We start from the raw sequence: 13,905 nt of genomic DNA on the forward strand, positions 1-13,905 counted from the left end.
TTATTTATCTCCGCTCCATAGTGCATTTTGTGGTGCCAGTTCAGGCTCACGCTCTTTCTTGTCTTTTGCTGCTAGTTTTTTCCAGCGTTTCATGCCTTTGTGAGAACGAAGTTGAGGGTTCGCAATTTCGTCAACGGCAAAGTTCAACAGAGCAAGACCAGTAACCAGTAGTGTTAGGGCAATACAAGGTGCTAGTACTTCCCACCATGCGCCAATCAGCATGGCTGATGAGGTTTGCACGTTGTAAAGCATGATGCCCCAACTGATCGTGTTGGCATCACCCAAACCTAGGAACGAAATGACCGCTTCAGTGTTGATCGCCAGCATTACTGAGCCAATGAAGCTCGCACCGACAATTGGGATAAGGTTTGGTAAAATCTCAACGAAGATGATGCGGAATGAAGACTCTCCCAATACTTCGGCAGCTTTAACGAACTCTTTCTCGCGTAGTGCCATAGTTTGAGAGCGGACAACACGTGCACCCCATGCCCAAGAAGTACCAGCGATAATCAAGGCAATGGTGAGTGGGCCTGCTTCACCGATAAAGGCCGCCAACACGAATAGCAATGGATACTGCGGGATTACTAACATGATGTTCATCGCGGCACTCAATACGTCATCCACTTTGCCGCCGAAGTAACCTGCCGATATACCAATGACTGTTGCTAAGAAGCACACGATGATGCCAGCGCCAAAGCCTACACCCAGTGATACTCGTGCACCGTAAGCCACTTGCGACCAGATATCGCGACCCATTCGGCTAGTACCTAATACGTGGTCGGCCTTTTTAGACATAATCAGCGTACGACGATCGTCTGCTAGGTTTTTAGCGACCCAACCATCAGGATTGTTTTGTGCCTGTTTTACAACAAAGCTTGGGTATTCGTGCGGGTTACCGGTTCGCTTGTCTGGCGCATGCTTTGTAAGTAAAGGAGCGGCAATCGCAACGAACACGAACAGCGTAACAATGCCAAGACCAATGCGAGCGAATGCGTTACCTAAAATAAGTTTGAATAGTTCTTTCATGATTATTTGCCTCCCGTACGTAGGCGAGGGTCTAGAATCATGTACAGCATGTCAGCCATTAAGTTGAAGCACAGCATGAACATCGTCATGATAATTAACTGACCTTGAAGTACTTGGTAGTCACGAGCGTGAATTGCGTTCAATAGAACAGTACCTAGGCCTGGGTAGTTGAAAATCATCTCGATGATTAATTGACCACCGATGGCCATACCTAGAGACATAGACAGTGCGGTAACACTTGGAAGTAGTGCGTTACGTGCGGCGTAATTAAAGACGACGCGGTTTTCACTCAGCCCTTTACCTTTAGCCATCGTGATATAGTCTTCGGCGAGAAGGTTGATCATGTTGTTACGCATGTTAACTAGGAAGCCACCAATTTGAACGATGGTTGCACAGAATAGAGGTAGTACAGCGTGGTAACCCACGTTCTTGATGAACTCCCAGCTTGTCCAATCAGGAATAGTACCTGGCGTGTAAGCATAGCCAGATGGGAACCATTTCAGGCCAATCGCAAAGGTAAACAGCGCTAACATTGCGATAACCATTTGTGGAATAGCTTGAATGATCAATGTGCCAGGCGTTACGAATGCATCGTACTTACTACCGCGCTTCCAGGCGGCAAAAATACCAAGGACAGAAGCGATGGAGAAAGAAAGTACAACCGCAGTACCAGCTAGAAATAGTGACCAGCCAAATGCACTACCTAGTAAAGAATTAACTGAAAGTGGGTAGAACTGGATTGAGGTGCCCAATTCCCAACTTAGAATGTTTTTAATGTACGAGAAGTACTGAATGTAAATTGGCCCATCAACGAAACCGAGCAGTTCTTTCATTGCTGCGATTCGTTCTGGAGTCACCTGTACTGAAGCATTAGCAAACATCATGGTAACTGGGTCACCAGGCATTGCTCGCGGAATAATAAAGTTTAACGTCGCTGCAACTAAGAGCGCGACAAGATAGAACGACAAACGTCTTAAAAAATAACCCATAACTCACACCTTACTCACCCAGATTTTTTCCCTGTTTCTGGTTTCAGGTCGCTCCTAGCGAAATTTAGAGCGAAAAATCCCCTGACGACGAGCGCCACATATTGGTTTCGTTAACAAGGGATTTTTATAGGCGGCACACGGGATGTATGCCGCTTGAAATGAACTTCTACTTATTTAACTGGTTTTAGGTCCAGTACGTGAAGTAGACGCTCTGGGATACCTGCCCAAATGTTTGGACGGCCCTTAGGGTTTTCTTCGTTCCACCAACCAGTGAAGCGAGTTGTGTTGTATTGGTACATGTACGCGCCAGATAGCACAGGAATAGTTACTTGGTCCTGAGCAATGATCTTCTGAATGCCATGAGCGATCTCTAGTTGTTCTTGCTTATCTGCTGTCTTGTAGAAGCTGTTAAGAAGACCGTCTAGCTTATCGTTCTTGTAGAAGTGCATTGCAAAGCGAGGCATGCCGTCACCAGCTTGTAGCTTCGAGTTGTAGCCACTATCCCAGTACAAGTGTGGATCTGCACCGTGGAAGTAGTTGGTGTAAGCAACGTCGTAAGTACCTTCTAGCATAGCTTGGTTGTATACCGAGAAGTCCGGTGTACGAGCACGAGCTTTAATGCCCACTTCTGCTAGTTGCTCAACGGCTAGCTGTACCGTGTTGTTGAAGTCAGTCCAACCGTTTGGTGATTGAATTAGAAGCTCGAAAGACTTGCCAGATGGTGTATCCACAAAGCCATCTTTGTTTACATCTTTGAAGCCAGCTTTAGCTAGAAGCTTTTTCGCACCTTCCGCGTTGTATGTGTTGTAGCCTTTGTACTTGTTGTGCGTCTCTTCATCAGACCAAGCTTCGAATGCGTAGCCAAGACCAGATGCGAAGTCGTTCACTGTACCGCCGCCGTAGAAAGCGATATCAATGATAGTTTGACGGTCTAGCGCCATAGAGAACGCACGACGGAAGTCAACGTTAGTTAGTGCTTCGTTTTTCGCAGCGTCTGGGTTTTTGAAGTTCACTACAAATGCTTGAGTACCCGCTGGTGGGTACCAGTAGTGGTGATTCGGACTTGCTGCAGCGTACGTACGGTCGATGTCTGGTACGAATGAAGACGTCCAGTCCATTTCGCCGTTAACGATTTTGCCCAAGAATTGGTCGTTGTTCGCGATTTGTGGCACACGCAGACAATCTACATCTAGGTTGTCAGCATCCCAATAATTCGGGTTCTCACACTGGATATATAGCTGCGGTGTGAAAGTGTCGATTTCAGTAAATGGACCACTGCCTACTGGATTTTCGTTTGTGAATGTTGCTGGATCTTTTACTTTGCTCCATACGTGCTTAGGTACGACGGGTACTTTCGCAATTTCGTAAGGAACGTTTGAGTTTGCTTCGCTTAGACGGAATTTAACTTGGTAGTCGTTAACTTTTTCTACGCCAGTCACCCAAGAGTTGATACCAGATTGGTCTAGCTCTGGCTTCTCTTTAACTAGGTTGAAAGAGTAAACAACATCATCAGCGGTAAACGCTTTGCCATCAGACCATTTTACGCCCTTACGGATATCGAAGGTTACGCTCATCAGGTCATCAGCCATGGTAAAGTTTTCTGCTAGACGAAATACAGGCGTGTTACCGTGCATTTCGTTAAAAACAACGAGCGGCTCGTAAATAAAGTCGGTTGTTGTGTGCAGGTTAGTTGCACCCAAGAAAGGGTTAAAGTTACGAACGAAAGTTGTAAACTCTTTAGGGTGGATAGTCAGTTCACTGCGTTCAGCCGCAGTAGCTACCGATGCAAAACCTGTAGTAGCCGTTGCAATAATTGCTGTTGCTAGTGCTGTTTTTTTAATATTGGCAAGCATAGCTGTTCCTTACTATTTGCTTTCATTTCACTAAATGGAATTGAATGTCATCAATTGATAAACACTCTCTAAGACCTACCTCTTGTACATGCCTTACTCATTACAACATTGAGTTTCGCCAAGAGTGGCCTGTAGGCCTTAGGCAGGAGTAAGAAAACACCTTATCCATAAAATAATCAAACTTGATTCCCGTTAAAAACGTTAAAATCTCTGAGCTCTCCGTTATAAACGTTATTTTGGCTAATTTTAACCAGTAGAGGGACAAAAAATAAACGTTGATATGCGTCGCAGTTTATATCCTTGTTAATAATGAGTGTTGGTGATTACTAACCTGGTGATCCATTTAAAATATACGTTTCTTGCTTGGTTTCTAGGTTCGGAGATCTCGCTCACATACAGAAATGGTGTTAATTAATCAGCTAAAAATTAATCTGCCGTTCTGTTGTGATTAAGTTCGCAATCTCTATCAATAGTTCGTCAAAATCCGCTTGTTATCTGAAAAATGGCCTTTTTTATCGACAGTTTTCTTCCGTTTGTCGTCCTTTTTTTATTGTATGAATGAAGTTTTTTGGTTGCTCGAACTTACCTAATTAAGGCCAGTTAAATGGATAAGATCGTACGTTTTGAAGACCAACAATAGATAGCGATGTCTAACCGAATGTTCGTTATTGGAAATATGTTAATGGGGTAGGAAGAGGCGGTCTCTTTTATCTCTAGGAAGGGAATACTTGAATAACAAAAAAGCCCAGCATGCACGCTGGGCTAGTTTTTTTGATAAATATTAGCTGGTCAATAGTCGCTGTAGTTTATCTCGTTGTGCTTCTATGTATGCTCTCTCGGGGCTCTGTTCTTTGCAGTGTTCGAGAATGAACTCTATCGAGCTTAGCACCGTTCTCCAACGTGGTGTTTTGGGTAATGTTTCTATACGCATGTATTTATCTAAAGTGCGTGTTTGCAAAGTACTACGGTCTAGATAAACGCGCCACAAGCCACTTTGCTCTGCAAATGCGAACTTACTTTCACCCGTTACAGATTCCCAATACTCTAAAGCATGTGTCATTGCGTCTACTAGAACTTCTCGCATAAGTTCTTGCTTGTCTTTTTTATTACCGAGCGCTTTGTCTGCAAGGCGCGTAAATTCTCCGCCAAGCTCTTTTAGCTTTTGCAATTGGTCTTTGTCACCATCAAATGCATAACTTGAAAGCACTTCTACGGCGGTTTCTAGATTATGTATGCGAGCGGCACTGGCTCCACCGCCGACATTAAAGATGTACATGATATCTAACCCTGAACCTTCAGGGAGCTTAAGAATGTCTGCTTCGATGTTCTGACGAATATCTTCAATATAGATATCAATCTTACCACAGTAATGAGGTTGTTTGACGGTTAGATATTTAGGGGCAATCAGCTCATCAGCAGATGAGCGCTTTAGCTGTTCTAAGCTGCGCTTGAATAGCTTACAAGCAGCTTCGTTAGCAAAGCGAATACGCTTGTCTTCACGTAGACAGATGATTGCTTCAGGAGCCGATTCTAGCTGTTCCAACAAACGACCTTGAGTCTCAAGTAAGCTTGCTTCAACGACTGCTCGCTGTCTCAGTTCAGACTCTAGCACTTTGTTTTCCATATGGCGCATTTCTGCTTTACTTGCCGTTAAATGCGCTTGGATACGTGCCGCCAACTCTTGTTTATTAAATGGTTTCGATAAATAGTCGTTGGCTCCTGCTTCAAAACCTCTTACACGATCTTCTGTTTGACTGAGTGCGGTGAGCATAATGATTGGCAACTCGGCATGATCATAGGTTTCACGTAGTTCACTACAAACTTGGTAGCCGCTCATGCCTGGCATCATGATATCCAATAACAGAAGTTCCGGCTTCTCTTGCTCGACGAGCGCTAACGTTTCTGGCCCATCGGAGACGGTACGCACACGATAGCCCTCTAAACGTAAAAAGCTTTCAAGCACGCGTAAGTTTACTGGTTCATCGTCAGCAACATACAGTAACGGGCCGTCTGGGTTCTCTGGAAGTGATAAGTCTTCGCTGTTCTCTACATTAACTTCAGGAATTTGGAAGTGCCCGTGCGCAGCTAGAGTCTGGGTTGCTTGGATTTCTTCTTCACTGGCGAGCGGTAAAGTGAAACTGAAGGTAGTTCCGACCATTGGTTGGCTACTGACGTATAACGAGCCTCCCATTAATTCGATCAATTGCCGGCTAATGGAGAGCCCAAGCCCTGCACCTTGACGATAACGGCTCGCGTCTTGCCCTGCTTGGATGAGTGGTTCAAAAATATGTTCAAGTTGTTCTGCGGGAATTCCTTGTCCAGTATCCACGACTTGTACGCGTACATGATCATCTACCACATTAGCGGAGATAACAATTTTACCTTCTGAGGTGTATTTAATCGCATTGCCAATCAGGTTATATAGCACTTGTTCAAGGCGTTGCGGGTCAGCTGATACTGCTTTTAAATCCGCTGGGACTTGGTTGATGATGCGGATGGTTTTACTTCCGAGTAAATGGCTAGAAAGCTCTAAAACCAATCGTGTTGCACTGCCCAAACTCACTGCTGATTTCTGGATATCCATGCTTCCATAACGCATTTTATGATAATCCAACAAGTCATCGACTAGATTAGCGAGACGCTGACCACTTTTAATGATGATATCAAGCTGATATTTCTGGCTAGCGGGGATCGCACCATTGGCGCCGGACGCTAAGGTTTCAGCAATCCCGACCATGCCGTGTAACGGTGTACGAAGTTCATGAGAAGTCGTGGCTAAGAATTCATCTTTTAATTTATCGGCCAATTGCAGTTCTTCATTCTGTTTTTGAATGATCTGTATGTTGCTTTCTAGTTCTTCATTTTGCTTCTTAATGGTTTGAATCTTCTCTCGAATAGAGCGTTGCATTCGTTCAAAGCTTAACGCAAGCCGACCAATTTCATCTTTACGAACCGTATTAAAAGACGTGTCATCAAGATCCCCTGCAGAGACCTTTTCGGCAACCCAAGTCAATTTCAGCAACGGAGAAGTGATAAAGTTTGATAAATAGTGAGAAGCGATCACCACAAGGATAATGGCGATCAACATAGCGATAACGAATAGTTTTTCGAGTTGATGGATACGAGCGAAAGCTTCGTTTTCTGGTAACTGTACGACGAGCGCCCAAATCACACCACGAGTTTCAATCGGTGCATAAGCCGCGATGATCTCTTCACCTAAACCGTTTGTGTAAGTGCCGACACCAAATGCACCAGAGAGTGCTTTATCGATCACTTCTAAGCTGTTCTTAATGTCGTCTTGTTTCGTGTTAATTGTGCGAGGTTGGTGATCATTTCCAACCAGCAAGGTGTTAATGGATGACTCTCGATTAGCGTCTGCGGCTAACTTAGTGATGCCATTATTTGGCAAGCGGAACATGGCATAGCTGTGTAGATAACCTTGTTGAACAATTGGTGCACCTAGCCAAGCGACTGATTTACCCCCTTCCAGCTCGAAGTCAGACACAATCACAGGAGTGTAGTCTTCGTTTACTTTTCGACGTTCAGTCACATCATCGGCGAGACGCTTGAAAGTTTTGCCAAGTGCCGAGTCTTTGTAGGGGCCTGATAACAAGTTCGTTCCGTAGTTATCGTCTTTGTTGATCGAGTAGGTGACGTTACCATTGATGTCGACCAGCAAAATGTCATTAAAATCAGAGCGCTTGAGGAGCTCCAAGTAGGCCCAATGATAGCGTTTATGTAAAAGTCGGTAACGTTCACTTCCTACATAGTTGGATGACTCGGGTAACGTTGAGGTTTTGATTTGGTCTCCGCTGCCCGCGATGTAGCGCTGTTGGGCGTTTTTACGAGACTCTTCAATATCATTGCCTAAACGACTAAAAGCATTGACGAGACCGTAGAATCGGCCACCACTGGCGTAAGCCAACTCTGAGCGCACAAAGCCCATGACTTCGGTTTCTCGTGCCTCAAAGTAGTCGATGATTTGCTGCTGTTTTGTATCTCGAACAGACAGTAAGTGCGAGGTGCTTTGTTCTTGCAGATCTTTACTGTGGGACTGCAAGAAAAAGATCGCAGTAATGGTAAGAGGTGTGATACTGAGCACCAGAAATGCGGTCATCAGTGTACTCTGAAGGCGCTTAAATTTCTGTTTTTTGTAGAATTTAAACATGGATAAGATTACAACTCATAATGGGCAGTTCTAAAACATACTTCGCTGCCGAGGTTCTCGTTAAAAACGGATAAGATGTTCAACTAGATAGAATTAACAAAATTAACGAGTTTTTTTTCTTTGACAAGAAAGTTAGTTGTAAAGCGTGCAGGGTGACGCAGTTTTTCTTATGAGTGTTGAATTTATGAGAAAAAATCGCGCAGGTTTGTGCCTGCGCGGGGGGAAGTTATGATTTTTTCGCGTAGTAGATAGAAAATTTATTGGTCTTATTTAGCGTCTCGCAATTATTAAACGCCCGCTCGATAATTGGTGGGTATTTTAAGAAGCTATTCGCGACAATCACCATTTCGCCGTCTTTGGTTAGATATTGTGGTGCCTGGCCCAACAAGGTTTCCGCTGCGTTGTAATTTGTGTCTAAACCACTGTGGAATGGCGGGTTGCTGATAATAAAGCGGTAGTCTTTTGCGGTATCCGAGTATATATCTGATGCAAATACGCGTCCGGATAAACCATTCGCTTCTAATGTGGCTTGGCTAGAAGTGATCGCATAAGCATTAATGTCACACATCTCAATCGCGATCTCTGGATTCGCTTTCGCCATAAACGCACCGAGCACACCTGCACCACAACCAAAGTCGAGCACTTTGCCCGACAGCTTAGGTAAGGTTTCAAGCAGCAATCGGCTACCTAAGTCGAACTCGCCATGGCTGAATACGCCAGGTAGGCTCTTAACCGCTAGCGACTGCTCACCGAGTGTAACAGTGTAAGACTTAAACCAATCTGCTTGGTTGAAAGGTTTTGGTTCATTGAGGCAATTACCCCAGTAAAATGAGCAGCGACGAGCAGAGTCGTACTTGTTCACAGGGCCGTATTCTTGGAACATCTTCTCGATGCTCTTGATGCCGGAGCGGTTTTCACCAACGATGACGATTTCGGTGTTAATGCCCAGTTTCGCCATCAACATCGCCAGCAAGTATTCTGCTTCAGCTTTTGCTTTTGGCCAGTATAAAAGGACCATGTCTGCTTTTGTTTCAACATCAAACACAGAGCCAAAATGACTTTTCACTTTGTCAGAGGTTTGAATTTGGCGGTAGTAGCTATAGTTGGAAGTAAACACTTCAACAGACTCACAATGAGCCACTAACTCAAGAGGAAATAGGTCTTCAACTTCACCAGCGACTAAAACGTGTTTTCCGTTGAAGTATTCAAGTTGGCGCTGAGCTATTTGGCTAGGAGCGATATAAGCAGACATAAATTTGGTTCATCAGAAATAATTTGGGGCAGATTTTCGCACAATCTGCCCCAAGCTTGAAGTGATTAAGCGGTGACTAGCTGTTGTCTTGTTGGTTAAGGAAGTCTTTGAATTCTTCCTCGTAGATATTAAACAGTACCATGGTCACGGCAAAAATAAGTGGGCCGTAGATAAGACCAATCAAACCAAACAGATGCAGACCACCCAGTAATGAGAAGAAAATCATAAGGGTATTCATGCCGGCGCTGCCTTGCATTAGCAACGGACGTAATAGGTTATCTATAGAGCCAACGATAACTACACTCCACACCGTCAAGAAGATAGCCCAAGTCATATCGCCTGTTAAGAACAAGTACGCTGCTGCAGGAATCCAGATTAGCGCGGTTCCTACCACTGGAATGAATGATGCAAAGCCCATCATCGTTCCCCAAAATAGCCCAGGGAAGCCAGCTAGCCACATACCGATGCCGCCAGCCAAACCTTGAGCAATCGCTGTCATGAATGAGCCCATCACGGCTGATTTAGAAACTTGCTCTATCTCTGTCAATATGCGGTCTTCTTGGCTACGTGAGAGTGGCAGGATATGACGAATCGCAGAGATAATTTTGTCGTGGTCACGAAGCAGAAAAAACAGCACAAACAGCATCAGGAAGAAGTTCATTAGGAAGTTGGTTGCGTCTCCTAAAATCTTTGCGCTGATAGCAACTAAGTTAGAGCCAAACGATGTAGCAAATTGACCAATTTTCTCAGCAATGGCTTTGGGCTCGATTTTATCAAAAGGTAAGTACTCATTAACAATCGCTAAGCCTTTGATAACGAAAGGATGTTGGAATATATCTTGGATGCCACCATTGGTAACCCAATTATATGTATTTTGTGAGAAAACAGAGCCTTGCTGAACAATGGCTGCAAACACAAATAAAAGCGGGATAACAATAATAAACGTCAAGACGACACATGACAGCAGTGCTGCCATATTTGGGTGCTTGGGAATTTTCTGCTCAAACCATTCGTGTATCGGAAACATGAGCAAAGAAATGATAAAAGCCATCACAATGGAATTGATATATGGCTCAACCAATAAGTAGCAAGCAAAAGCAGCGGCGAGTAAAGCAACCATTAGTACTCGGTGACTCGACGTTATTTTTACATTATTTGGCATGGTATTAGTCCAACTTACAGGTGACGTTTACGGTTTATGCCTTCAATGATGGCGTGTAACCTTTATTACTTTGCACTCTTAACTCTTTCAAGCTTATGACAATGCCGAATTAGAGCAGGGCGATGTACCTTGCTATAATGACTACAAATCAGTCGGTTATCAATCAAGAGATGAGCTATGGGTTGTTGCAACGGTGATAAAAAGTGTCAAACCGAGAAAAAAGCTAAGCGAATACCGTGGTTTGGCATTGTCGTTGGGGTATTAGCGATATTGGTTATTTTGAATTGGCAATAAAAAAGGACCGTTACGGTCCTTTTCTAAATGCGTTATCGCCGTTTTTAGCGATTATTTCGCTTCTTCTGCAAGAACAGCAAAACAGCGGTCAGCAGCTTCTAGTGTGGCATCAATCTCTTTTGAACCATGAGCGAGTGAAGTAAAGCTCGCTTCAAACGCAGATGGCGCAAGGTAGACACCGTGTTTTAGCATTAAGTGGAAGAAACGCTTGAAGCGTTCTATATCGCACTTCGTTACGTCTTCGTAGCAAGTTACTTTTTCTTGGTCAGTGAAGAAGAAGCCGAACATACCGCCCACTTGGTTAACAACTAGCGGAATACCGTGTTTTTCTGCTAGAGACTTAAAACCTTCAGCAAGTTGTTTCGTTTTAGAAGCTAGGCGCTTTTCGTTGCCTTCTTCTTTTAGAAGGTTCAAACATGCGTAGCCTGCTGCCATTGCGACAGGGTTACCGGAAAGGGTACCAGCTTGGTAAACTGGGCCTGTAGGTGCAACGTATTGCATCACTTCTTTACGGCCACCGAAAGCACCTACTGGCATACCGCCACCAATCACTTTACCCAGTGTCGTTAGGTCGGGTTTGATGTTGTAGTGTGCTTGCGCGCCGCCTAGAGCAACACGGAAGCCTGTCATTACTTCATCAAAAATTAGTAGCGCGCCTTCTTGATCACAGATTTCACGTAGCCCTTCGTGGAAGCCTTCCACTGGTGGAATACAGTTCATGTTGCCTGCTACTGGCTCAACGATGATACAAGCAATTTCGCCTTTGTTAGCAGCAAATAGCTCGCGTACAGAATCTAGGTCGTTGAATGTTGCTGTTAGCGTGTGCTTAGCAAAATCTGCAGGAACGCCAGGAGAGCTTGGCTGACCTAGAGTTAGTGCACCAGAACCTGCTTTTACTAGCAAGCTGTCAGCGTGGCCGTGGTAACAACCTTCAAATTTCATGATCTTGTCGCGACCGGTGAAGCCACGTGCAAGGCGAATCGCGCTCATCGTAGCTTCAGTACCAGAACTTACCATGCGGATTTGCTCCATTGATGGAACAAGCTCAGAAACTAATTCTGCCATCGCGATTTCAAGTTCTGTTGGCGCACCGAAGCTAAGACCGCGTTGCGCTGCATCAATTACTGCTTCGCGGATAACCGCGTGGTTGTGACCAAGAATCATTGGACCCCAAGAGCCAACGTAATCAATATACGCTTTACCATCGGCATCAAAAATCAGTGGACCGTCTGCTCGTTCGATAAATAGCGGAGAGCCGCCAACGCCGTTGAATGCACGAACTGGTGAATTGACACCGCCAGGGATGGTTTGCTGAGCTTTTTGATACAGCTCTGATGATTTGGTCATGGGGTTATCCTCTTTTGATTGCTCGGACCAAGTGGAGCGCATTGTACCTAGCTATAATCAAGTTAGAAACGTTTTGCTTAATTTATGTGTTGTTTCGCAGTGTAATCTTATATATCCGCATCTGTTATAAAGAATCGGCGGCGAATACTTGAACGAGTTTGTCAGGTATTGGATAATCGTCTCAATTAGCACAAATTTGACGTCTTGCTTCAGGCTTGACGCATTACACGAGTGAGAGAGGTCTTCGTGAGCGAAGTAAACGTACCATTATCTTTTTCTGACGCAGCAGCATCTCGCGTTAAAGCATTGATTGCTGAAGAAGAAAACCCAGCATTGAAACTGCGCGTATACATTACTGGCGGCGGCTGCAGCGGCTTCCAATACGGCTTTACTTTTGATGAAAATGTAAACGAAGGCGATACGACAATCGTAAACAGTGGTGTAACACTGGTTGTAGACCCTATGAGTCTGCAATATCTCGTTGGCGGTATTGTTGACTACACAGAAGGGTTGGAAGGAGCGCGCTTCTTCGTAAATAATCCAAATGCAACGACAACATGTGGTTGTGGTGCATCGTTCAGTGTGTAATTAACACCTAACAGGCAGCTAATGGCTGCCTGTGCTTTATGTAGAAGGATGTCACGTAAAGCGCACGCTCGCAGATATGCAGAGAAATAATAAAAAGGACTTTATATGTCTGGACTTTCTTTTGGGCGCCGAATTGTCGAGCGCCCTTGGCTAGTATCTCTTATCCTCGTCTTACTTCTTGTTGCATGGCTAACCATCGGCCAACTCAAAGCACAAGATGATCATCCTAACTCTTCAACATCCACGAACACAACACCACTTGCAAAGGTGATGTTTGATACTTTTCTTGCCGAACCTACCAGTAAAACCATTGAATTGTATGGACGAACAGCGCCCAATCGTCAAGCGCGTCTTGGCGCCGAAGTTGCCGGTAAAATAGTCAGTCTTAACATAAAGAAAGGCCAAGCGGTCAAACAGGGACAAGTGATCGCAAACATCGATAAGCGCGACCTTGGCATTCAACTTAAACGGGCCCAGGCGATGCTGTTGGTTAAAGAGAAAGAGTTTAATGCAGCTAAATCGCTAAAAAGTCGCGGACTGCAAGGTGAGGTTGCATTTGCGACAGCGCAAGCAGCGTTGGTAGATGCACGTGCGAATTTGAGTAACGTGCAAACGGCTTTAAGAAATACTGAGGTTAAAGCGCCATTTGATGGCATCGTAGATCATCACTTTGTTGAGTTAGGTGATTTTGTCGGGATTGGCGATCCTATTGCGACGGTCATTGATTTGGATACTTTAGTGATTGAAGCCGATGTCAGTGAACGGCATATACAATATCTTAAGGAAGGCCTAGAAGCCGACGTAAGAACCATTAACCAACAGCATCATCAAGGTCGTGTGCGCTACATTGGACGTGTTTCTTCTGCTTCTACTAATACGTTTCCAATTGAAATCGAAATTGATAATCAAGACGCAAGAATTCCTGCTGGTATGAGCGCAGAAGTACAGCTGCCTTTGAGTGAAGTGTTGGCAGTAAAGATTACGGCTGCCATGTTAGCACTAGATGAAGAAGGTAACTTAGGTGTCAAGACACTGCGTAATGAGCATGTTGAGTTTGTTCCAATTCAACTCGTTAAGGCCGAGGATGATGGTGTGTGGCTCTCTGGGTTAGGAGAGCGTGTAGACATTATCGTGCTGGGACAAGGTTTTGTGCGAGATGGTGATCAAGTACTGGCCAATAAAGTTGATGACGTAGTTATTGAAGCGGCTAATGAGCAGTAAGGAGC

Annotated in this window: 9 protein-coding genes; 2 read left to right on the forward strand and 7 right to left on the reverse strand. The window is 44.6% G+C overall.

What is annotated here, in order from left to right:
- The 7 genes from R7Z47_RS11230 to hemL form a co-directional block, all read right to left on the reverse strand.
- Nucleotides 1-1,026: an ABC transporter permease gene (locus R7Z47_RS11230; RefSeq protein WP_025768199.1), complete on the reverse strand. Its 1,026-nt coding sequence runs from the start codon at nucleotides 1,024-1,026 to the stop codon at nucleotides 1-3.
- A gap of 2 nt (nucleotides 1,027-1,028) precedes the next feature.
- Nucleotides 1,029-2,015 carry an ABC transporter permease gene (locus R7Z47_RS11235; protein WP_005380038.1) on the reverse strand — a complete coding sequence of 329 codons (987 nt, stop codon included), beginning with the start codon at nucleotides 2,013-2,015 and terminating at the stop codon, nucleotides 1,029-1,031.
- Between the two features lie 170 nt (nucleotides 2,016-2,185).
- Nucleotides 2,186-3,868: an ABC transporter substrate-binding protein gene (locus tag R7Z47_RS11240; protein WP_005380037.1), complete on the reverse strand. Its 1,683-nt coding sequence runs from the start codon at nucleotides 3,866-3,868 to the stop codon at nucleotides 2,186-2,188.
- A gap of 781 nt (nucleotides 3,869-4,649) precedes the next feature.
- Nucleotides 4,650-8,036: a response regulator gene (locus R7Z47_RS11245; protein WP_062730455.1), complete on the reverse strand. Its 3,387-nt coding sequence runs from the start codon at nucleotides 8,034-8,036 to the stop codon at nucleotides 4,650-4,652.
- A gap of 226 nt (nucleotides 8,037-8,262) precedes the next feature.
- The gene (rsmC, locus tag R7Z47_RS11250) at nucleotides 8,263-9,288 is read right to left on the reverse strand and encodes a 16S rRNA (guanine(1207)-N(2))-methyltransferase RsmC (RefSeq protein ID WP_025768200.1); all 1,026 of its coding nucleotides are present in this window, start codon (nucleotides 9,286-9,288) and stop codon (nucleotides 8,263-8,265) included.
- 76 nt (nucleotides 9,289-9,364) lie between these two features.
- On the reverse strand, nucleotides 9,365-10,450 hold the full coding sequence (locus R7Z47_RS11255; RefSeq protein ID WP_031779035.1) for an AI-2E family transporter: 1,086 nt from the start codon (nucleotides 10,448-10,450) through the stop codon (nucleotides 9,365-9,367).
- A gap of 345 nt (nucleotides 10,451-10,795) precedes the next feature.
- Entirely contained in the window at nucleotides 10,796-12,091 is a 1,296-nt protein-coding gene (gene hemL, locus R7Z47_RS11260; protein WP_054576317.1) for a glutamate-1-semialdehyde 2,1-aminomutase, read from the reverse strand.
- 246 nt (nucleotides 12,092-12,337) lie between these two features.
- On the opposite strand from hemL, the gene erpA reads away from it, so the two are divergent.
- On the forward strand, nucleotides 12,338-12,679 hold the full coding sequence (gene erpA, locus R7Z47_RS11265; protein WP_005380031.1) for an iron-sulfur cluster insertion protein ErpA: 342 nt from the start codon (nucleotides 12,338-12,340) through the stop codon (nucleotides 12,677-12,679).
- A 105-nt stretch (nucleotides 12,680-12,784) separates the two neighbouring features.
- Nucleotides 12,785-13,900, forward strand: a complete 1,116-nt coding sequence (locus tag R7Z47_RS11270; protein WP_005380030.1) for an efflux RND transporter periplasmic adaptor subunit — start codon at nucleotides 12,785-12,787, stop codon at nucleotides 13,898-13,900.
- Nucleotides 13,901-13,905 lie beyond the last annotated feature (5 nt).

The organism is Vibrio sp. 1641, assembly GCF_033339995.1.
GTDB classification, from domain to species: Bacteria; Pseudomonadota; Gammaproteobacteria; order Enterobacterales; family Vibrionaceae; genus Vibrio; species Vibrio alginolyticus.